Source organism: Polyangium jinanense (assembly GCF_028435365.1).
In genome coordinates this window covers 675,410-696,110 of sequence record NZ_JAGTJJ010000001.1, presented here as the reverse complement: position 1 = coordinate 696,110, position 20,701 = coordinate 675,410, and the positions used below count along the sequence as shown (strand labels likewise).

16 protein-coding genes are annotated in these 20,701 nt (G+C 68.7%); 6 read left to right on the top strand and 10 right to left on the bottom strand.

What is annotated here, in order from left to right; all coding sequences use genetic code 11:
* Window positions 1-30 precede the first annotated feature (30 nt).
* The 4 genes from KEG57_RS02825 to KEG57_RS02810 form a co-directional block, all read right to left on the bottom strand.
* Complete coding sequence (locus tag KEG57_RS02825; RefSeq protein ID WP_272458084.1) at window positions 31-3,666, bottom strand: hypothetical protein; 3,636 nt, start codon at window positions 3,664-3,666, stop codon at window positions 31-33.
* Window positions 3,667-3,795: 129 nt separating this feature from the next.
* Window positions 3,796-4,875 carry a tetratricopeptide repeat protein gene (locus tag KEG57_RS02820; RefSeq protein ID WP_272418169.1) on the bottom strand — a complete coding sequence of 360 codons (1,080 nt, stop codon included), beginning with the start codon at window positions 4,873-4,875 and terminating at the stop codon, window positions 3,796-3,798.
* Window positions 4,876-5,392: 517 nt separating this feature from the next.
* On the bottom strand, window positions 5,393-7,231 hold the full coding sequence (locus tag KEG57_RS02815) for a vWA domain-containing protein (RefSeq protein ID WP_272418170.1): 1,839 nt from the start codon (window positions 7,229-7,231) through the stop codon (window positions 5,393-5,395).
* Between the two features lie 85 nt (window positions 7,232-7,316).
* On the bottom strand, window positions 7,317-8,663 hold the full coding sequence (locus KEG57_RS02810; RefSeq protein WP_272418171.1) for an RCC1 domain-containing protein: 1,347 nt from the start codon (window positions 8,661-8,663) through the stop codon (window positions 7,317-7,319).
* 153 nt (window positions 8,664-8,816) lie between these two features.
* On the opposite strand from KEG57_RS02810, the gene KEG57_RS02805 reads away from it, so the two are divergent.
* Window positions 8,817-9,107 (top strand): DUF485 domain-containing protein, encoded by a 291-nt coding sequence (locus KEG57_RS02805; RefSeq protein WP_272418172.1) that lies wholly within the window; start codon window positions 8,817-8,819, stop codon window positions 9,105-9,107.
* Window positions 9,104-10,669 (top strand): sodium:solute symporter family transporter, encoded by a 1,566-nt coding sequence (locus KEG57_RS02800; protein ID WP_272418173.1) that lies wholly within the window; start codon window positions 9,104-9,106, stop codon window positions 10,667-10,669. Before KEG57_RS02805 ends, KEG57_RS02800 begins: the two co-directional genes overlap by 4 nt.
* A 3-nt stretch (window positions 10,670-10,672) precedes the next feature.
* On the opposite strand, the gene KEG57_RS02795 is transcribed toward KEG57_RS02800, so the two are convergent.
* The gene (locus tag KEG57_RS02795; RefSeq protein WP_272458083.1) at window positions 10,673-11,248 is read right to left on the bottom strand and encodes a Uma2 family endonuclease; all 576 of its coding nucleotides are present in this window, start codon (window positions 11,246-11,248) and stop codon (window positions 10,673-10,675) included.
* Between the two features lie 87 nt (window positions 11,249-11,335).
* Window positions 11,336-12,466 carry a Rieske 2Fe-2S domain-containing protein gene (locus KEG57_RS02790; protein WP_276605082.1) on the bottom strand — a complete coding sequence of 377 codons (1,131 nt, stop codon included), beginning with the start codon at window positions 12,464-12,466 and terminating at the stop codon, window positions 11,336-11,338.
* Between the two features lie 141 nt (window positions 12,467-12,607).
* Between KEG57_RS02790 and KEG57_RS02785 the strand changes: the two genes are divergently transcribed.
* The 3 genes from KEG57_RS02785 to KEG57_RS02775 all read left to right on the top strand — a co-directional run bounded on the left by KEG57_RS02785 (window position 12,608) and on the right by KEG57_RS02775 (window position 15,620).
* On the top strand, window positions 12,608-13,330 hold the full coding sequence (locus tag KEG57_RS02785) for a lipocalin/fatty-acid binding family protein (protein WP_272458080.1): 723 nt from the start codon (window positions 12,608-12,610) through the stop codon (window positions 13,328-13,330).
* A gap of 65 nt (window positions 13,331-13,395) precedes the next feature.
* On the top strand, window positions 13,396-14,454 hold the full coding sequence (locus tag KEG57_RS02780) for an OmpA family protein (protein ID WP_272418176.1): 1,059 nt from the start codon (window positions 13,396-13,398) through the stop codon (window positions 14,452-14,454).
* Window positions 14,455-14,492: 38 nt separating this feature from the next.
* The gene (locus tag KEG57_RS02775; RefSeq protein ID WP_272418177.1) at window positions 14,493-15,620 is read left to right on the top strand and encodes a hypothetical protein; all 1,128 of its coding nucleotides are present in this window, start codon (window positions 14,493-14,495) and stop codon (window positions 15,618-15,620) included.
* Window positions 15,621-15,624: 4 nt separating this feature from the next.
* Here KEG57_RS02775 and KEG57_RS02770 read toward each other — a convergent pair whose 3' ends face one another.
* The 4 genes from KEG57_RS02770 to KEG57_RS02755 form a co-directional block, all read right to left on the bottom strand.
* Complete coding sequence (locus tag KEG57_RS02770) at window positions 15,625-16,281, bottom strand: hypothetical protein (protein ID WP_272418178.1); 657 nt, start codon at window positions 16,279-16,281, stop codon at window positions 15,625-15,627.
* Window positions 16,282-16,298: 17 nt separating this feature from the next.
* Complete coding sequence (locus KEG57_RS02765; RefSeq protein WP_272418179.1) at window positions 16,299-17,933, bottom strand: serine/threonine-protein kinase; 1,635 nt, start codon at window positions 17,931-17,933, stop codon at window positions 16,299-16,301.
* A complete protein-coding gene (locus tag KEG57_RS02760) occupies window positions 17,930-18,808 on the bottom strand; it encodes a formylglycine-generating enzyme family protein (protein WP_272418180.1) in 879 nt (292 codons plus the stop codon). The genes KEG57_RS02765 and KEG57_RS02760 overlap by 4 nt, the downstream gene beginning before the upstream one ends.
* A gap of 67 nt (window positions 18,809-18,875) precedes the next feature.
* Window positions 18,876-20,054 carry a cytochrome P450 gene (locus tag KEG57_RS02755; protein WP_272458079.1) on the bottom strand — a complete coding sequence of 393 codons (1,179 nt, stop codon included), beginning with the start codon at window positions 20,052-20,054 and terminating at the stop codon, window positions 18,876-18,878.
* A gap of 172 nt (window positions 20,055-20,226) precedes the next feature.
* Between KEG57_RS02755 and KEG57_RS02750 the strand changes: the two genes are divergently transcribed.
* Window positions 20,227-20,691, top strand: a complete 465-nt coding sequence (locus tag KEG57_RS02750; protein WP_272418182.1) for a Tudor-knot domain-containing protein — start codon at window positions 20,227-20,229, stop codon at window positions 20,689-20,691.
* Window positions 20,692-20,701 lie beyond the last annotated feature (10 nt).

Below are 20,701 nucleotides of genomic sequence, written 5' to 3'. Positions count from 1 at the left end.
GGGTGATTCACGAGGCGAACGACGCGGAAATCAAAGCCCGGGGATGCTTCCGAAAAGCGAAGGCTCGATCTTGCCGACCGTTGCTTCGACCTCGAACCGATACACCACGCCGTCGACGTCCTCGGCGACGACGTGCCGGAGCGCCGCGGGATCACCCCGCGTCACGAGCACACGATCGACGTGGAGCTCGACGCGCAAGATCCCCGTGCCGGGCTCGCGCGGCCCGCCCGTGAGCACGACCGTCGTGGGCGATGACGATCCCGGCGCGGCCGAGAGCGAAAACGTGCCCTGCGGGCCCATCGCGAGCGCACGCCACAAGGCGAGCAGGGGCGTGGCCACGCGGCGCGGCGCCGACGGGCCCTGGCCGTCGCGGAACTGGATCGAGGTAACGCCGTCGTAAATCAGCCGATCGTGGCCGTGCACGTCGCTCAGCACCGCGAGGCGGAAGGTCGCGCCGTCCCGCGCCTCCACCTCGACGGCAACCAGCGGCGCCGTGACGATCGCGCCGTCGGGTCCCGTCGCCTGGCCCTTGATGAGCGCAGCGACGGGCGAAGTGCGCGGATAAAGCGCGTCGATCGCACTGCCGAGCTCCTCGCCCGCGCCCGCGGGCGCACTGACGCGCTCGGGCCAGGTGAGCGGCGACGCGAGCGAGACCGGCGAGATCCGCGTCGATTTCACGGGCTCGGTCGCGAGCGGGCCAAACGTGGCGAGGTCGTTCTCCGTGCCGTCGGGAGGATCGAGCAGGAGCAACCGACCCACGTGCGTGAGCGCGGCCGTCTGCGGCAGGCCCGGCGCATCGAGCGCGAGCGCAGGCGTGGCCGAGGCCGCGAAACGCGCGGCCACGGGCGGGAAGGGCAGGGGAGGCAGGAGCGGCTCGGGCGGACGCCCCGGGTAGACGAGCGCGCGGATCAAGGTCACGCCAAGCGGATCGGCAGCGCGCAGCGCGTCCGTACGGTCGCGCGGGACCCAGTCGAAGGCCTCGCGCACGGCCGACACCAGCGCCTCGACGTCGAGCCCTTCGCCCTGCATGCGCTCGACGGACCATTGCAGCGCGGCCGTCCCGCCTTGCTCGGCGGCCTTGCGCAGGAGCGGGATGCCGCGCTGCGCCGCGCCGCGCGACAGGGCCACGAGACCCGCGCAGGCGAGCATCGCCGCGTCGCCCGGCGGCCGCGAGCCTGCGCGCTCGAGCCGCGACATCGCCTCCTCGTAACAAGCGACGGCCGCGCGGTGGGCGCCGAGATCGTCGAGCCTGCGCCCGTGCCGCACGAGCTCGAAGGCCGCGCGCAGGTGCACGCGCCCGTGCCGCGCGTCGCCTTCCTCCTCGCTCGCCTGGAGCAGCCCCGGCAGCTCGTCCACGCCGCGGGCCTGCTCGCGCATCAGCGTGAGGTACCAGGCGACGTCGGCGCGGCGCTCGCGCATGTACACCTCGCCCGGGTGGTCTAGACAAACATCCACCCAGCGCAGCGTGTCCTGCAGCGCTTCGAGCCGCGCGATCGCCTCGTCCTTCCGGCCGAGCGTGGAGAGCAGGTGCCCTTCGAGCAGCGCGGCCGAGAAGCGCACGCGGTGCACGACCGCGCCGAGCCCGCCGAGCGAGGCCCGCACACGTTCGAGCCGTTCGAGCGCCGCTTCGGGTTTGCCCGCGCGCGCGAGCACCGCCACCTCGTTGTAGGCCGCCGCCGCCGCGATTTCGTGGAACGGGCTCTGCCACGTCCCCGCGAGCCGCTCGGAGAGCGCGTTCAGCACGGCGAGCGCGTCGTCGTAGTGCCCTGCGAGCCCCAGCGCGGCGCCCTCGTTGCACGCCGCGATCGCCGCGAGCGCGCCTTCCGCCGGGGCCGGCGAAGGGCCGAGCCGCTCGCGCAGCGCGCTTGCCCGTTCGGCGGCCTCGTCCGGCCGGCCCGAGCGCGCGAGCACGAACGCCGTCAGGCACGCGGCCGCCGCTTCCGTCTCCCGCTGCGCCGGGCTGCTCCCGCCCGGCGTGGACAGCGCCGCGTGGCTGAGGGCCGCGAGCGCGCGCGCATCGTCGCCGCGCTCGATCGAGATCACGCCGAGCACGAGCGCCGCGTCCGCCGCGAGCGCGCGCAGATCCACCGAGGACGTTTGACCTGCAAACTTCCACTCCCCGGCGAGCTCCAGCGCGGCCGACAGGCTGTCGGTCGCGAGGGCGAAGCGCTCGCGGGCCGCGTGGCGCTTGCCTCTGCGGTAGAGCGCGAGCAGCACGGCCTCGAAGATCTCGGGATCCTCGTGCCTGCGGTCGTGGAACCGCCGGACGACCTCGTCGTACTCGCCCGTCTCCGTCTGCGCCGAGAGGTCGCCGAGCGCGAGGAACGCCTTCGCCGTCTCCTTGCTCCCGCGCTCGTCGCGCACCGCCTCACGCACGATCGCCGCGCAGATCTTGGCGGCCTCGGCGTTCCGCCCCTGCGCCCTGAGCGCCATCGCCTCGGCCAGACGCTCGGCGTGCTGGGCCGAGAGCTTGCGCGACGAGAGCGGATCGGCCCGCGTCGGCCGCTCCGTGGGGCTCGTCGGGCGGCTGCTGGACGTGCTCCCGGGCGGCGACGACAGCCCCGGCGAGCTTGGCCTCTCCGTGGGCACGACGCGGATGCCTTCCGCGGGCGTCGCCTGGGGCGCCGCGCGGCGCGCTTCGATCGCGGAGAGCAGCTCCGCCGACATGGGCCGCGCGCGCGCGCCGACCTTGATCGGGCTCGTCTTCGAGAGGCACTGCACGAAGCGGAAGTACGCGTGCGAGAGCCCCTGCGGATCCGACGTCGGCTCGACCTCGGCGGCGAGACGCGGGGCGGGCTTCGTCGTGCTGCGCTGCGGGATCTGCGCGAGCTCGAGGTAGAGCGAGAGATCACACGCAGGCAGCGCGAGCGTCTGCCGGAGGAGCGCTTCGAGCCGCGGCCGCGCCTCCTCGATGAACGCGCGGCCCGCGGAGCCATCGGCCACGTGCACGAGCAGCGGGAACAGGTGGATCGGCCGATCCGTCGAAGCGATCGCGCGCCTGCCATGCGCCCAGGCGCCGAGCTCGATGGCCTCTTCGAGCGACGCATCGTCGAGCACCACCACGAGCTTGTCGGCGAGGTGCGAGGTGAGGAGCGCCGTGGTCTCGGTCTCGCCCGTCGGTGCGTCGAGAAGCACCGCGTCGTAGCGCCCGCGGAGCGCTGCGGCGATCTCTTCGAGCACGCCGGGGAACGCTTCGAACCCGTCGAGCGGGCGGTTTCGTTCGCGCGGCGTGTCCTCGCCGCCGACCGGCAGGAAGTGAAGCTCCACCGTCCGGTCCTCGGGCAGACCGGGGTAGCGCAGGGGCACGCGCCGGATCGTGGCCTCGTTTGCCTCGATGATGCGCTCGACGAACTCGCGCGCCGCGCCGCCGCCGGCGGGCCCGCGCGTCGCGGGGAAGCGCCGGGCTTCTTCGCGCACGGACGCGAGCAGATCGACGACGCCGGGCGCGGGCCGCGGCCTCGGGGTGCTCGACGTGGCGGCGCGGCGCTTCGTGTCGTCCGGGAAGTACCGCGTGAGTGTGGGCGAGTCGACGGCGAGGTCGACGACGAGGACCTTGTCGCCGCGATGGGCGAGCAGGGCCGCGACGTTTGCCAGGGCCATCGCGCGTCCCGCGTCGCTGCGGGCCGACGCGAACACGGCGAGGTAGCCATCCCGAACGGTAGGCAATCGAAAACCCTCCAGCGGCCTACTTTCGCATGTTGCGGCCGCGGTACAAGAGGGTCTCTAGCGGCAGCCGTGCTCCCTGGGGGTTTGGGGGCGCAGCTCGGCTTGCCGAGCGTAGCCCCCAAGCGCAAATCAAAGTGCCCCGGATTCCATCGCCGCCTTCTCGGCTGCGCGCACCGCCGTCTTTGCTTTGGCCTTGCCGGCGATCACGCGCGCGAGTGCGTCGGCGTAGACCTCGGTCGTATCCATCGCGTCGAAGATCATGTTTCGCACGAGCAGCGCCGAGAGCGGCTCGTCGGTGTAATCGAGAGCGACCTTGAACCGGACGGAACCGTCGTCGAAGTCCATCTCGAAATTGCCATCGCCCATGCCGAAATTCGCGCGCGTGATGAACTCGGCGAGCTCTGCGCGCAGCTCCTTCTTCGCCTTCGGCTCGAACATCACGTACACGACGACGCGCTCGAGCTCCTCGGCCAGACGAACCGCGAACGACTCCACGATCCCCTGGCCCACGGCGGCCAGGTAGTCGATGTACCCCGACTCGTCCTCGGCAAGCGCGAACGAAAATCCCGAGGCCCCGAGCACCTCCTCGACGACCGTCCGGGCTGTCTGCGGCGCTTCCTCGACCTTGGCGGCCTTCGCGCTCTTCGCGCCCTTGCGCCCCTTCGTTCCTTCCTTTTTGCCTTCCATCGTTCCGGTCCTTTGATTTCCCGCGGCCTTGCGAATCGTGTCGAGCAGATGCTGCGTGTTCGGGCGATGGTGCCAGTCGGGCGGGGCCATCGCGAGGGCGCGCTCGCAATCCTCCACGGCGCCTGCGAAATCCGCGCGCAGGGCCCTGAGCGCGGCCCGCTCGCCATAGGCGCTCGGCTCGTCCGGCGCAAGGCGGATGGCCTCGTCGAGGTCGGCGATGGCCCCCGCGAGATCCCCGTGCCGTTGCTTCGTCAAACCACGGCGCTGCCAGGCGGGCGCGAATTCCGGCGCCATCTCGATCGCCGTCGTGTAATCGTCGAGCGCGCCGTGGACATCCCCGCCGAGCGACCGGGCATTGCCGCGGTTGTATATCGGCGCGTGCTCCCCGGGGGCGAGCTTCATGGCCTCCGTGAAATCGGCGATCGCGCCGTCGAGATCGCCCTCCTCCTGCTTGCGATTGCCACGATTGTTGATCACGGCCCAGGCAGGCATCCCGCCCTCGGGCGCCTCCGTCGTGAGCACGGGCCGCGTCGGAGCGCGCTTCGAGGTTTGCTTTACGGGGGCTTTCTTGGCGGGGGCTTTCTTGGCGGGGGTTTTCTTGGTGGGGAGTTTCTTGGTCGGGCGCGGCATGCGTTTGGCGGAGGGTAGCACGGGGGCGCGCGTCTCCTCACCTCCGAACCGGTGCCGGAGCGGCCTGGGCCGTTTTTCGTGACGCGAGAGGGTCGCGGCGTTGCGAGAGGGGCGCGCGAACGTGACGCGAGGGGGTCGCAGCGTTGCGAGGGGGCCCGCGCGAACGTGACGCGAGGGGGTCGCGGCGTTGCGAGGGGGCCCGCGCGAACGTGACGCGAGGGGGTCAGAGCGTTGCGAGGGGGCCCGCGCGACGTGACGCGAGGGGGTCAGAGCGTTGCGAGGGGGCCCGCGCGAACGTGACGTGAGGGGGTCGCCGCGTTGCGAGGGGGCCCGCGCGAACGTGACGCGAGGGGGTCAGAGCGTTGCGAGGGCGGGGGGCACGCATCGCGGATGCTGCCCCCATGCTCGTTTACTGAATGAGCCGCTTGATCTCGCCGCCCGCGATGTACGATCCGCCGCCCGAGGCCTCGACGACCTCGTCGCAGACGTAGAGCACCCCGAGCTCGCGGATGCTGCGCGGGAAGCGGATGTTGTAGTCCGGGTTGTAGCCGTCGCTCACCACGCGCGCGCGGAGCTTCTTGCCCTCGGGCACGCATTGCACGAGCACGCCGTCGCCGATCTCCGTGCACGTCGGCAGATCCGCTGCCGTCGCCGGCGTCTTCGCCGCCTTCGAGGACGACCCCGAAGACCGCCGGCTCGACCCGCCGGAGCTCGCGCTCACGGTCTCGCCCGGCCGGAGCAGCCGCTTGATCCAGCCTGCCGCGCGGTAGAAGCTCCCGTCGTTGCTTCCCACCACGTTCTCGACGAGGTACGTCACGCCCTCCTGCCGGATCGCGCGCGGGAACTGGACGTTCTTCGACGAATCGAAGCCGTCCGAGATCACCTTGATCCGGAGCTTGCCGCCCTCCTTCTCGCAGCGCACCACCACGCCGCCGTCCGCGCTCGTGACCGTGGGCAAACCTGCCGCGCTTCCGCCCGCCGTGCCGCGCTGCGCGAGGTCGCTGCGGTTGCGCGTCCCGGCCTGGTACGACTGATCGCGCAGCTCCTTGCGGAGCACGCCGTCGTACGACCGCTTCTCCAGCCGGTCGGCGAAATGCTCGAGCTGCTCGATCTCCTCGGCGAACGCGAACTGGTTCGCGAGCGGGCTGTTGCGCAGGTCATCGGCCATCTTCCGCAGCTTTTGCGCCGCGTTCTTGAGGTCGCCCTTGTCCGCGAGATCGACCGCCTCGTCCTTGAGTTTCGCCGTCTCCAGGCGTCGCGCCTCGCCGATGACGTTGATGTCCTGCGCCGCCGCGGCGGCTTCCTCGGCCGTGCCTGCGTTCACGGTCACGACAAACTCGCCCGACCCGTCCTTGATCGCGCCGTCCACCACCGTCTGGTACTGGAACTGGACCGACGCGACCTTGATCGTCCCGGCCTTCGTCGGCTTCACCTCGAGCTCGAGCGCGAGGACCTTGTCTTCCACGGCGTACACGTCGCCGAGCGTCACTTCGAGCTCGCTGCCCTTCTCCTGGATGCGGTACTTGTTCAGCACCCAGCCGTGCTCCACGACGTCGTCGGGCCGCACGCTCACCACGAGGTTCTGCCCGATCACGGAGGACAAACCTTCGAGCTCGATCTTGAAGACCTGCTCGACGTCCTCGGGCGACTCGATGAAATAGAAGTTGCCCTCGGCCTCGCGGGCCATGCCGATGAGCAGGTCCTCGTTGAAGCCCGATCCGAAGCCGAGCGTCGTGGTCACCACGCCCTCGCCGGCCTTCTCGCCGGACGTCTTCTTCAGCACGTCGGGATCGGTGATCCCCATGTTCGCCTGGCCGTCCGTGAGAAGCAGGACGCGGTTCACCTCGTCCTTCTTCGCGTGCTTCTTCACGTGCTTGATGCCTTCGAGCCATCCGCCCGAGAGGTTCGTGCAGCCGCCGGCGCGCGCCTTGCCGATCTTGTCCTGGATGCTCTTCTTGTCCTTGGCGAGCACCGGATCGACGATCGTGTCGGCGCTGTCGTCGAAGATGACGACGCTCACGCGATCGTCTTCCTTCATCTCGCCGACGAGCGCCTGCGCGGCTTTGATCGCCTGCCGCAGCGGCGTGCCGCCCATCGAACCGGAGCGATCGAGCACGAGGCTCAGGTTCAGCTTCCGCCTCGGCGCGTCTTCTTTTTTCCCCTCCGCCCCGAAGCGGACGACGAGCGATAGCTTGGTGGACTCACCGACGACGATCGTCGGCTTGCTCAATGCGTAGGTCGCTTTCACGGAGTTTCCCCTCTGGACGCCCGAAGTGGCCGCCCGCGCGGCCTAGAGAGGTAACACAAGGTACCCAGGGCGGAAAATCAGGATCTCAAAGAGGGAACACAACGAGCATGGGGACGAGCGCCTCCTCGCCCGCCTTTGCGTTCCCCACCTGTCCCTCGGTGTTGCTCCCCCAGCAGGCGACCTGGCCCTTGCTCGTCCGCGCGCACGTGTGGCGCCATCCGGCCGCGATCTCCACGGCGTCGGGCAGCTCCACGGGCAGCGGCAGGTACGTGGTATCCATCGTCCCATTGCCGAGGCGCACCACCGTGCTCGATACGTAGGGCTTGCCTTCCGAGCCCGAGACGCTCGCCGTGTGCTGGAAACCCGCGGAGACGGAGATCGGCGAGGGCAGCGCGGAAGGATCCGTGGGCGACGTGCGCCAGGTGGACTCGCCGTCGATCCCGAGCTGCCCCTGATATCCGTTGCCCCAGCAATATTGCTGCCCGCCCTTCAAGGCGCAGGTGTGCTCGTAGCCGGCCGAGATCTGCTCCACGCCGGTCAAGCTCACGACCTTCGGCGCGGGCTGATCCGGCCCGTCCCCGATCCCGAGCCGACCATAAATGCCGTTCACGCCCCAGCAATGAAGGGTCCCGTCCTTTTTCACCGCGCACGTGTGCTCGTTGCCCGCGGAGACGTGGGCGACGTCCGATAGCGCCACGAGCGATGGCATCTCGACCTTCTCGCTCGGCGCCCCGAGCCCGCATTGACCCATATCGTTCGCGCCCCAGCAATAAAGCTCGCCCTGGTTCGTCACCGCGCACGTGTGCCGCCCGCCCACGCTCACCTCCTTCGCGCCGACCAGGCTCACCACCGTGGTGGGTTTGTCCTGCCAGTTCCCGCTCGCCGTCCCGAGCTGCCCGCTCGTGTTCCAGCCCCAGCACTGGACCGTCGTGTCCTCGATGACTGCGCACGTGTGCGCGACGAGCTGCTCTGCGCCGGCCGCGTTCATGAAGAGGCCGCCGCCCGCGTCGAGGTGGACGGCCTTTCCCCCGACGGCGACCTTCTGCGGCGAACCCTGGTTCACATTGTCCCCGATCCCGAGCTCGTACGATGCGTTGCTCCCCCAGCAATACACGTCCCCGAGCGCCGTCCTTGCGCACGAGTGATTGTAGCCGAGGGCGATCTGGACCGGATCGTTGCACGTTGAATCGACGCACTGGAGCTGGCAGCGCACGCTGCAGCCGCCGCAGTTTTCCGGATCGTCCGTGACGGGCGTCTCGCAGCCCGGCGTCTCGTCGCAATCGGCCATCCCGGGGTCACACGTGGGACCGCCGCCGCCGCCGCCCGCGCCGCCGGTGCCGCCGCCGCCTGCACCGTAATTGCGTGTCTCTGGGGAACACGCGACGAGGGCGAGGCCGACGACGAGGGCGCTTACGGAGAGAGCATTTCGCATGATGGAACCTCGGAGCCAGAAAGCTTACCCCGGTATGCTCGCGTACGGCAGCCCGATTGTCAACGTCCGCCCTCGCTGCGAGCATGAAAGGCTCCTCGAAAAACCCGCCGAGGGCGCGACGAAATCGCGTAGGCTGAGCGCCGAGGTGAGGGCATGAACGAGAAGGATCTTCGCCGGGTCGCCGCGGCGCGCGACCGCATCGCGCTCGTCCTGACCGCGGCCACGATGTTCGCCTATTTCGGCTTCATCCTGCTCGTGGCCTGGGGCAAACCCCTGCTCGGGAGCCTGCTCGCGCCAGGCTTGAGCCTCGGGATGCTCCTCGGCTCCCTCGTGATCTTCCTGTCCTGGGTGTTCACGGGCGTCTACGTTTACTGGGCGAACCGCCATTACGACGTCCACGTCGATCGCATCGCCGGCAAATCGAAGAGCGGGGGCGGCACATGAACGGCGTCCAAACCTCGCTCGGCGAGACGAGCGGCACGGCGATCGCGTTTTTCCTGCTCTTCATCTCCGCGACACTCGCGATCACGGGCTGGGCCGCGCGCAAGACGAAGACCACGAGCGAGTTCTTCGCGGCCGGCGGCAACGTGAGCGGCTTGCAGAATGGATTCGCGCTCGCCGGCGATTACATGAGCGCCGCGAGTTTCCTCGGCATCGCGGGCCTCGTGGCGACGAGCGGCTTCGACGGCCTCATCTATTCGGTCGGCTGGCTCGTCGGCTGGCCCGTGGTGACGTTCCTCATCGCCGAGCCGCTGCGCAACCTCGGCAAGTACACGTTCGCCGACGTCGTGGCCTATCGCCTCAAGAAGAAGCCTGTGCGTATCGCCTCGGCGATCGGCGGGCTCACGGTGATCAGCTTTTATCTCATCGCGCAGATGGTCGGCGCGGGCAACCTCATCAAGATGATGTTCGGCCTGCAATACGAGACCGCGTTGCTCATCGTGGGCACGGTCATGCTGCTCTACGTGCTCTTCGGCGGCATGATCGCGACGACGTGGGTGCAGATCGTCAAAGCGGTGCTCCTGCTCGGCGGGGCGACGCTCCTCGCGGTCCTCTCGCTCGTTCCTTTCGGGATGAACCCGCTCGCGCTTTTCGCGAAGGCGGCCGAGACCTATGGCCCTGAGGCCCTCGCGCCCGGCAAGCTCGTGTCGAGCCCGCTCGAAGCCGTCTCGCTCGGCCTCGCGCTCATGTTCGGCACGGCCGGCCTGCCGCACATCCTGATGCGTTTCTACACGGTGCCCGACGCGAAGGCCGCGCGCGCGTCCGTCTTTTATGCGACGGGCTTCATCGGCTTCTTTTACCTCGTCACGTTCATCCTCGGCTTCGGCGCGAGCGTGCACGTGGGCCGGGCGGCCATTACCACGGTCGACAAGGGCGGCAACATGGCCGCGCTTTTGCTCGCCGAGGCCGTGGGTGGTCGTCCTTTCCTCGGGTTCGTCTCGGCCGTCGCTTTTGCGACCATCCTCGCGGTCGTCGCGGGCCTGACGCTCTCGGGCGCGGCGGCGCTGGCGCACGACCTCTGGGTCGGCGTCATTCGACACGGGAAGGCGGACGAAAAAGAGCAGCTCAAGGTGGCGCGTGTCGCGACGATCGTGCTCGCGGTGGTCGCGATGGGCCTCGGCCTGCTCTTCAAGGGTCAGAACGTGGCCTTCATGGTCGGCCTCGCGTTTGCGGTCGCGGCGAGCTCGAATTTCCCGGTCCTGCTCCTGTCGATCACGTGGAGGAAGTTCACGACCCGGGGCGCCGTGAGCGCGATCGTGGTGGGCGTCGTCAGCGCGCTCGTGCTCATCTGGATGTCGCCGACCATTCAGGTGGACCTGCTCAAGAACCCCACGGCGATCCTGTCCCTGAAAAACCCTGGCATCATCACGGTGCCGCTCTCGTTCGTCGTGGGAATCGTGGTCAGCCTGCTTTTCCCGGAGCCGGAGGCCGAGGCGAAATATGCCGAGGTCGAGCGCCGCATGCACCTCGGCGCGGAGGAGAGGGAGCCGGTCGCGGCGGAGTGAGCGTTACGCGCTTTCTTTGAAGGGGTTGCGGTACACCTCGTCCAGATCGAGCTTGCAGCCGATCGAGGTGAGCTCTGCGACCCCTTTTTTCGCCGTGTCGTGGTGGCTCCATGAACCATCCGCCTGCCGGCGGAACACCTCGATGCGTCGACGTTCGGACGACACGAGGACGTACTCCTTCAGCGTGGGGATCTGTTTGTAGTCGTAGAACTTATCCCCGCGGTCGTACGCCTCGGTGCTCGGCGAGAGGACCTCCACGAGCACGATCGGGTTTGTCAGCGTGTGCTGATGCTCCGGATCCCGTTCGAGTTTGTCACACACGACGCTGACGTCCGGATAGGTCGCGAGGCCCGTGGCGAGCACCCGAAAACGGACCTGAGAACCGAAGATGATGCAGCGCTGGCCCTCGAGCTGGTTCCCGAGCGAAAAGCTGACGTGTCCGGCGATGAGGCCATGCTCCAGTGTCTTTTCTGGCATCGCCACGATCTTGCCGTTCCGGTACTCGTGTTTCTCCTCGACGCTCTCCTCGAACGCGATGTACTCGGCGAACGTAACGAGCTTGCGCGTGGCCTCTCCCATGGGCGTGCCTCCTTGCTCATCGCCCTACCACGCTCCTTCCGACGGGGAAAGATTGGGTTTTACCTTCTGGAACCCGGTTTCACCCGGCTACACCAGAAGCTTCACCGTTTCTTCATGAACATTTTCGCTCGTCGACACATCCCCCCGCTCGGCCTTCCGCATGAGCCGCCAGATGTGCCGGCCGAGCACGTCGATCTCCGTCGACGCATACTGCTCGCCCCCGAACCGCTTGATGTTCTCCGTCTGCAACTTCAAGAGCGCCGCGTCCTGCGCGAACACCTTGAGCCCGAGCGGCATCAGGAACGGCTTCAGCAGCCAGCCCGGGAAAAGCCGCACCCGGAAGCTCACCACCGCGTAGATGTGCGTCAAGAAGTCCGTCACCGGCGTCATCGCGGCCGACACCAGAAAATGGTTTTCCGTGCCAATCTTGTACTCGACCTCCGCGATCGAGGGCAGAATGAACCGATCGAAATGCGTCACCTCCCCGCCCGACGGCGAGAGGATCCGCGCCACGAGGCCCGTCGGGCGCGGCTCGCCCACGTACTCGGCCACCACGCGGTCGTGCGTACGCGTCACGCGCGCCTCGATCTCGATGCCCCGCGGCTTCGAACGAAACAGGCCCCGGTGCAGGTACTGCGTGTGCGGCACGTCGAGCGCGTTCTCCAGCGCCGCGTGCATCGTGCTCTCGGACTCGACCCGCCGCCGCACCGTCGTGTACCCCGCGCCGAGCTGCGGGAAACGGTACGGCTCGGTCTTCGGCGCCTCGTTCGGCGTGGAGTACACCCACACGAACCCGTCCTGCTCGCGCGCCGCGTAACTCGGCGCGTTGCGCGCCTTCGCCATGGCGTCGCCGAGGAGCGACGGGACGAACTTGCACGTGCCCCCGCGGTCGAAACGCCAGCCGTGGTACGAGCACTGGAGCTGCCCCTCCACGACCTCGCCGATCGAAAGAGGCACGTTCCGGTGCGGGCAGCGGTCGAGCAGCGCGCCCGGCTTGCCCTCGCCGTCGCGGAAGAGCACGAGCGGCACGCCGAGCAAGGTCCGCGCGATCGGCCGGTCCCGAAGCTCGTTCGATGCCGCCACGACGAACCAGTGGCCATGAAGGCGCGCCACCGAGGCCCGCACCTTCGCCCGTGGCGGCGCGAGCAGGGCCTCGGCCGGGACGAGGGGCGCGCTCTCGGAAGGCTCGGTAACGACGTCGCGATCGTCGGGTCCCATCACGCTCGAAGCCTCCCCACTTTCGGCCCCGATGGCAAGCACCCGTTGGGGCTCGGCCCGTGTGTACGATCTGTCACGATGTTTTTACCCGGCGGCTTTCCGGAGATCTCACGCTCCGGGAGGTATGTTATGCGATCGTCCATGAACAGGGCCTTTTCGTTACTTCTCCTGGGCATGGGAATGGTCGGGCTTCCGTGCGTCCTCGGCGGATGCGGGAGCGACGTCTCGGAGACGTTCACGGGCAGCACGGGGACGGCTGGATCCGGCGGGACCGGCGGGACCGGCGGCGCGGGCGGCATCGGCGGGACCGGCGGTGTTGGGGGTATGGGCGGCGCGGGCGGCGCGGGCGGCGGAATGGGCGGGGCCGGAGGCATGGGCGGCGCGGGCGGCGGCAGCCAGGCGTGTATGCAGCCGGCGAACGGATGCGCCGCGTGCATGTTCCAGCAGTGCAACGTCGCGTACTGCGACTGCGCGGGCGAGCCTTCCTGCCTCGGAATCGTCCCTTGCGTGCAGGCGTGCCCGGCGATGGACCAGGCGTGCGCGGAGTCCTGTTATCAGAAAAACTCGCTCGGCTTTGCGGAGTTCGTGATCACGTCGAGCTGCGCGAACACGCTCTGCGCGCCCTCGTGCCCCGGCGCGGGCATGATTGGCGCCTGCGAGCTCTGCCTCGCCCAGCAATGCGAGCAGCAGTTCGAGGCCTGCGTCGGGAATCCCGAGTGCACGGCGCTCATCGACTGCCTCCAGGGTTGCCAGAACAACTTGGCCTGCCAGCAGACGTGCGCCGCGCAGCACGCGGGCGGCACAAACCAGGTGCAGCAGCTCAACCAGTGCGCCACCATGAGCTGCGACAACGCGTGTAACTGAACGTCACCTCGGCTCTTTTCTTCCCAACGGCGCGGAGGACGGCTAGGCTCCTCGGCCGTCGCACCATGTCCCTTCGAAGAACCTTCGCTCATCGACCCCTTCTCGCCCTCGTCCTCTCGCTCTTGCCCGCCGCCTGCGGCTCCGGTTATGCGCCGCGGCCGATGTACGGCCAAGCGGATCGAGGCGCCGACACCGATCAAGACGGCGCCGCCGACATCGACGACGCCTGTCCCGCGGAGCCCGAGGACGGCCTGCCGCCGAAGGCGAACGACGGCTGTCCCGCGACCGATCCCGACAACGACGGCGTCCTGCTCGCCGACGACAAATGCCCCTACGCGAAGGAGGACGGCCTGCCGCCGAAGGCCGAGGACGGCTGCCCGTCGGACGACGAGGACCAGGACGGCGTCGCCAATGCGAAGGACAAGTGCCCCGTCCAGCCCGAGGACAACCTGCCGCCGAACGTGGGCGACGGCTGTCCCTCGCCCGACGGCGATGGGGACGGCGTCGCCGACGTGAACGACAAGTGCCCGAAGCAGCCCGAGACGCAGAATGGGTACCGCGACGACGACGGCTGCCCCGACCAGGCGGCCGGCGAGGTCGCGTATGACGAGAGCTCGCACGAGATCGTCATCCCCGAGACGAAGAAGGTCGATTTCGAGCTCGATTCGGCCGAGCTCACCCCGGCCGCGAAGTCGACCGTCGCCGAAATCGCCAAGGTGCTGAAGGAAGTCCCGCAGATCCAGCGCATGGAGATCGAGGGGCACGCGTCGAGCAAGGGCGACAAGAATTACAACCTGAACCTCACCGAGCGCCGTGCCCAGGCCATCGCGAACGCGCTCGTCGCCGGCGGCGTCGATCGGAACCGGCTCGTCCCGGTCGGTTATGGTGAGTATTGCCCCGCCGTCGATCGTGGCGACGAGGTCGACGACCCCGTCAATCGGCGCGTGCTGCTCAAGGCCGTGCAGGTGAACGGCGTTTGGCAAGACGTACCCCGTGGCTGCTGGCGCGCGAAGGCGGCCGGGATCGACCCCACGAAGCGCAAGCCCGGCGTGTGGCAGACCCCGTCGAGCCAGCCGCCGTCTTCGCCGCAGACGCCTTACGTCCCGCCGGCCGGCGGCGCGTGAACGCCATCGTTCGTCTTGGTTTATCGAGGAGCCCCGTCATGTCTTTCCTGCGTCATATCGCCTCCCTCCCGTTCGTTGCCGCGCTGCCCTTGCTCGTGGGCTGCGGCCCCTCCCAAGCGCAGATCGACCCGAAGAACGTGGTGAACGTCTCGGTCCGGCCGGCGTCGGGGCAAATGCTGTTTTGCCCGGGCGACGCCTTCCAGGTCGAGCTCGTCGCCAAGCTGAAGGACGGCTCGTCCTGCAGCAACGTGGACCCGAACAAGGGGTGCATGGGGCAAAAGGACACGGTCATCTCCTCGGAGATGGTGCGGATCCAGGGCAGCTCGGGGGCTGTCGGCGGGGGCAATTTCATCTGGATGCCGGACAGGGACGTGCTCAAGACGGCTGACACGGGCATGGGCCTGCGCGGCTGGCTGGAATCGGCGACGAGCGGCAAATCGATGGAGGGCGAGGCCCAGCTCAAGCCCGTCTACGATTGCCAGATGGAGCAAAAGATCCGCGGCGGAAAGGGTCGCGAGGGCGAGCCGGGCGCGCCGGGGCCGGAGCTCACGGTCGCGATCACCACGCTCTCGACGCCGTTTTTCCCCGACGCCGCGCTCGTTCGTATCGATTGGCCGGGAAACCGCTTCTACATGATCAGCCCCTCCGCGGACAAACCCGTGCGGATCACGAGCATCGGCGGGGAAGGCGGCCACGGCAGGGAGGGCGCGCCCGGCATTCAGGGCAAGGATGGCAAGGACGCGACCGAGGATTGCGCCGAAGGCACGAACGGCACGGACGGCACGGAGGGCGGCCCCGGCGGACGCGGCGGCGATGGTGGCCCCGGCGGTTTGATCAAGGTCATCCTCGACGACGCGAACCCGGACAAACTCAAGGGACGTCTGTTGCTCGAGAGCGTCGGCGGGCCGGGCGGCGATCGTGGTCCCGGCGGCAAGGGCGGTTTCGGCGGCAAGGGCGGCAAGGGCGGCCCGCTCAAGGCCGGGGACGCCACATGCAAGCCGAAGGACGGCAAGAATGGGCAGCTCGGGCGAAGGGGTCCGAGCGGCGATGCGGGCCGACAGGGTCCGTCGGGGCCTGCGCCCGTGTTCGAGATGGGTCAGCGCAAGGTGATGTTCGCGAACGAGATCTCGAGCATCCAGCGGATCGAGGCGGGGAAGGGGAAATAACCCTTCAGAAGACGATTTTGATATCGCCGCTGGCGAAGGGCTCGCGCTGAAAGCGGCCGGAGATGTTCCGGCCGCTTTCGGCTTCAGGCAGTTCGATGCGAATCACGGCCGGCGCGCCCGGCACGATCCGCACGAGATCGGCGCCCGCGGTGAGCATGGTCTTCATGCGCGTCTTCCCGTCGAGCCAGAAGCTCACGTCTTGCTCGGGGTCGCAGGGCTCGCCCCAATCGATGGGCCTGGGGCCTCGATTGTCGAGCGTGAGCTCGACCGCCCCTGCGGAGACGGGCCGCAACGTCGCCACATACGATTTCCGGTCGCCGAGGACACGATATTCGACGACGTTGCTCTCCGCGCCGCCCCAGCGGCATTGAGCGCGGTACAGGCCGACGTCGCGCATGCTCCCGCACGCGGAGGAGGAGACGATCATTTCGTGGACGCCGCCGGGGGGAATCTCGATTTCCTCGGGCGGGTAGGGCCACGGAGCACGCGGAAGGAAGTTGAGCCACTGGCCTCGTTCGTCCGTCGTGAGCAGGCTCATCCCGTCCGGCTTCTCGCCCCGGACCGGCGTCGGGCCATGGTTCTCGATTTGCAATCGAAATTGGATCGAGGAGGGCTGGAGCGCGTAGGGCGTGTGCGCGTGGAGCGTGAGCCTGAGGGACACGGTTCGAGCCTCCCGGATCAGGGCCGGCCGAGCACGCTTTCAAGGGGCGTGAGCGGCGCGGTGGCGAGGTTCTTGCAGCCCGTGACGCGTTTGCCGGCGAGCGTGTAGCTCGCCACCGGCGGCTGCGTCTGCACCATGGAGACGCGCAGCTTCCCGCCGTCGAGCCGCGCTTCGAGAGGTTTGCCCCCGATCTCGGTGTACGGGACGATGCAGGTCGAGCGGGCGAGCGCGACGTCGTATTCGTTCCCCGCCGGCGGGTTCGGCCGCAGCCGATCCTCCACGCCGAAGACCTCGGTTTTTCCGGGCAAAGCGCGGAGCACGAAGCGGGCCTCGCCCTCCTCGTATCCTTGGACCGCAAACGGTTTGGCGTCGCGGATCCGCATTTCGAGCCGGTCGCCGACGAGGACCGCGTCGTATTCGCGGCCGCTCTCGCTCCGCCAGCGCCCGGCGAGCGCAAGCAGAGGGTTTTTCGGGGCCACGCTCGGCGCCGCGCTCGCGGGCGCTCCCGCGCTTGCAGCGGGCTCCACCGCGGGCGGGCCCTTGGCCTCCGCGCGCCGATCGTCCTTCGGCGCGCCGAACAAGCCGAGCGAATAGGAGATACCGAGCCCAGCGAGGGCCGCGATCCCCACGGTGAGCGCCACGGCGAGCCCACGCTTCGAGGTCGGTTCGTTCCCGGGTGCCGTGACCACCGAAGCCTCCGCGGTCTGCGGGACACCCGGCGGCGCCGTGACGTTCGCGTAGAGCGGCGCCGCCGGCGTGGTCAGGTGGAGCGGCGCGGCGGGCGCGGTGCGGCCGGACAACCCCTGGCCCTGCATGTCGAGCGCCGCGAGGATCTCCTCGCACGAGCCGAACCGATCCTCACGACGTTTTTCGGCGCAGCGCTCGGCGACGGCCTCGAGCCAGGCGGGCACGTCCGGCCGCCGCGCGCGGATCTTCGGCAGCGGCTCCCTCACGTGCGACGTCATGATCATGTAATGGCTCTCGCCGTCGAACGGGACCTGCCCGACGAGCAGCTCGTACAGCACGATGCCGAGCGAATAGACGTCGACCCGTTTGTCGAGGTCCTTCTTGCCGGTGCATTGCTCGGGCGACATGTAGAGCACCGAGCCGATGACGCCCTCGGTGTTTCCCTTGCCCTTCTGCGCGTCGCTCTCCTCCTTGGCGATGCCGAAATCCGTGACCTTGACGATGCCGTCCTTGCCGCGGATGAGCACGTTCGCGGGCTTCAAGTCGCGGTGGATGATGCCCTCGGTGTGGGCCGCGGCGACGCCCTGCACGATGGGGCGGAAGAGCGCGAGCGCCTCGGCGACGGAGAGCGGCGTGCCCGATTTCGCGTAGCGCGCGATGCGATCTTCGAGGGTCTCGCCCTCGATGAACTGCATGACGAGGCAGAGCCCGTCCTCGTCGGAGACGACGGCATTGAGGCGCACCACGTTCGGGTGGTCGATCCGGGCGAGCGCGCGGCCCTCGGCGAGGATGCGGTCCCGGAAATCCTTGCGATGCGCGTATTCGGTGCGGATGGCCTTCACGACGACGGGCACCTCGGTGTGCACGTCGCGCGCGAGCCAGACGACGCCCATGCCACCCTCCCCGAGGGGTTTTTCGAGGGCGTACTTCCTGTCGATGATCGAGCCGGGAGCGAGTTCTTTCATGGAACATCCACACAGCAACGGAATCCGGTGGTCTCGTTCGAGGCATTGCGCGCCCCGCCGCCAGCCGTCGGGCAATCGAGGTCCGAGGTGATGCTTTCGTATCCGCCGCCGCGCCGGCGACACGTGTCGTTCTCCCCCGTCGACCCGTCGCAGACGTCCTCCCACTCCCAGACGTTGCCGCTCATGTCGAAGAGGCCCGGCAATCCGCCCTCGCAGGAGAGCTGCGTCCCGGCCTCGTGGGAGCTGCCGACCATTGCATCGTGGCCATTGCATGCGGCCGGGTTGTACGTGTTGCCGTAGGGAAAGACGAACTCGCCGGAGCGGCTACAAGCGTTGTGCCACTGGCTCACGGCAGCATTGTTGATCTCGAAATACGGGACCGGCCCGCCGCCGATCTTCCCGCAGAGCCGCTTTCCGTGCGATTTGCAGAAGGCGTAGGCATCGCACCAATCGACGAACGCGACGGGGCGATCGTTCGCGGGTGGCGTCATTCCATTGGGCACGAAGCTCGTGTTGAAGGCGCATTCGGGGGTCTGCTTCTCTTCATTCGCGTTGGCCGAGGAGAGCCAGGCCGCATACTGGCTGTTCGTGACCTCGGTGCTGTCGATGCAATAGTTCCCGGACGGGGACGCCACGGGCACCATCGTCGGCGTGTTCGGCGCCTGGGGGCAGACGATCACGCCGCCGCTCCCACCGCCGCCGCCGGCGCCCCCGCTCCCGCCCGTGCCTCCGCTGCCGTCGCCGCCCTCGCCGCCCGCGCCGCCGGTCGTGGTGAGGTTCGGCGCGCACGCCACGACGAGGGCCCCGAGGCCAAGCCTGACGGCTCGCGCGCCCCACGCCCTCGCCCCTTCGACAAAACGTTCGCCGGACCTCACGACGCGGCCGAGGGTAGCGCAGAACGAAGCCCGATCCCACCCGACCTTGCCGCGGCGTGGGCCGCGCTCAGAGCGGCTCGAACCGCATGCGGCAGCTCGTGACGCCCCGGACCGTGAGCCCGCAATTCCACGTGGGCTCCTGGGTCACGTGGATCGCCCCGACCCGAGGCACGAGCTCTTCGAACGCGATGCGAGTCTCGGCGCGGGCGAGCGGGGCGCCGAGGCAGAAATGGATGCCGTGCCCGAACGCCACACTCGGCTTCCGATCCCGGTCGACGTCGAATCGATCCGCGTGCTCGTATCGCGTCTCGTCGCGGTTCGCCGAGGCGAGGAGCGCCGCGACGACGGCGCCTGCGGGCAGGGGAACCCCCGCGATCTCGGTGTCTCGGGTCGCGACACGCAGCGTCACGTGTACGGAGGGGTCGAAGCGCAGCGCCTCCTCCACGAAGTGCGGGATCACGGACGGTGCTTCGCGCAGGCGCGCGAGCAACTCGGGGCGCTCGGCGAGGATGCGCAGCGAATTCACGAGGAGGTGTGTCGTCGTCTCGAAGCCGGCGACGAACAGGACGAACATGAAGCTCATCAGTTCCGCTTGGTCGAGGCGACGCCCGTCGATCTCTGCGTCGAGCAGATCACTCGCGAGATCGTCACGCCGCGCGCGCCTGCGGTCCTCGAAGACCTCCTCGAGGTACTGCCCGAGCTCCGCGATGGAAGCGACGATGCTCGGGCGCAAAGCCTCGGGTGTCCCGGGGCTGATGGCCACGATGGTCTCCGACCAGGTGCGAAACTTGTCGCACGCGTCGTCCAGGCCGAGCAGGTTGCCGATGACCTGCGCGGGCAAGGTCGTGGCGAGATCGTCGCAGATGTCGACCTCGAGGCCACGGCTCGCGCGCTCGGCGAACGCGCGGGCGACCTTGCGGGCGAGCGGCTCGACGCGTGGCAGGACGCGCAAGGTGAACGCGTGGTTGACGAGCGAGCGGATGGCCGTGTGTCGCGGCGGGTCGAGCAGGACCAGCGAGTCGGTGAGCGGGTTGTACCCGGCCCAGGGCTGCTCGGTCGCCGCGCGGAGGCCTTGCGACGAGAAGACAGCGGGGTTCTTCAGGACGGACACGACGTCGTCGTACCGGCTGATCGCCCATATCTCGCCCGGGTCGATGACCGAGACCGGCGCCGCGCGGCGGAGCTCGGCGTAGTACGGGTACGGGTTCGCACGGACCTGGGGATCGAGGAGATTCAAGCGTGCCATCGGCGACCTCGTGACGTGTGATGCGCCTCCCTCGGAGGGGGCGTTATCGCAGTCAGAGAAGATATAGCGCCAGCGTACCTTGGTGACGCACAGGTCCACGCGCTTGAAAGCCTTGCTCCTCGGGAGTATCTACGCCGCCGGAGGCGTCTCTCGGACGCTCGAACTCCGCGTCATGGCTTTCGTTCGGTCCTCGGTGCTCTCCCTCGCGCTTCTGGCCGCCCTCTCGTCGGGCTGCAAGACGCGTTATGCCGTGGGAGATAAAATTCTCGTCGAGTGGGAACAGAACGTCTACCCGGCGGTCATCCTCGAGACCCAGGGGCCGACGAAGTTCAAGGTCCACTACGAGGGGTACGACGCGATCTGGGACGAGGTCGTGCCGCGCGAACGCGTGAGGGGTTTGGCCGAGGGCACGATCGTGCACCCCGAGCCGCCGCAGAAGGTGCGCGCGAAGGCGCTCGCCGCGGCACAGACGAACATCTACAAGATCGGCGATCGCGTGCGCGTCGAGTGGCACGGCACGATGTACCCGGCCGTGATCGTCGGCATCGTGGGGCAGGAGCGTTACCGCATCCACTTCGAGGGCTACGGCGACGAGTGGGACGACACCGTGGGCCTCGCCCGCATCCAGCCTCGCTAGCGCGGGTTTG

What these genes read in the sequence shown, in the direction of transcription:
- KEG57_RS02810 (WP_272418171.1), bottom strand. Translation starts at nt 8,663, where the DNA reads ATGCGAAATGCTCTCTCCGTAAGCGCCCTCGTCGTCGGCCTCGCCCTC.
- KEG57_RS02805 (WP_272418172.1), top strand. Translation starts at nt 8,817, where the DNA reads ATGAACGAGAAGGATCTTCGCCGGGTCGCCGCGGCGCGCGACCGCATC.
- KEG57_RS02800 (WP_272418173.1), top strand. Translation starts at nt 9,104, where the DNA reads ATGAACGGCGTCCAAACCTCGCTCGGCGAGACGAGCGGCACGGCGATC.
- KEG57_RS02795 (WP_272458083.1), bottom strand. Translation starts at nt 11,248, where the DNA reads ATGGGAGAGGCCACGCGCAAGCTCGTTACGTTCGCCGAGTACATCGCG.
- KEG57_RS02790 (WP_276605082.1), bottom strand. Translation starts at nt 12,466, where the DNA reads ATGGGACCCGACGATCGCGACGTCGTTACCGAGCCTTCCGAGAGCGCG.
- KEG57_RS02785 (WP_272458080.1), top strand. Translation starts at nt 12,608, where the DNA reads ATGAACAGGGCCTTTTCGTTACTTCTCCTGGGCATGGGAATGGTCGGG.
- KEG57_RS02780 (WP_272418176.1), top strand. Translation starts at nt 13,396, where the DNA reads ATGTCCCTTCGAAGAACCTTCGCTCATCGACCCCTTCTCGCCCTCGTC.
- KEG57_RS02775 (WP_272418177.1), top strand. Translation starts at nt 14,493, where the DNA reads ATGTCTTTCCTGCGTCATATCGCCTCCCTCCCGTTCGTTGCCGCGCTG.
- KEG57_RS02765 (WP_272418179.1), bottom strand. Translation starts at nt 17,933, where the DNA reads ATGAAAGAACTCGCTCCCGGCTCGATCATCGACAGGAAGTACGCCCTC.
- KEG57_RS02755 (WP_272458079.1), bottom strand. Translation starts at nt 20,054, where the DNA reads ATGGCACGCTTGAATCTCCTCGATCCCCAGGTCCGTGCGAACCCGTAC.
- KEG57_RS02750 (WP_272418182.1), top strand. Translation starts at nt 20,227, where the DNA reads ATGGCTTTCGTTCGGTCCTCGGTGCTCTCCCTCGCGCTTCTGGCCGCC.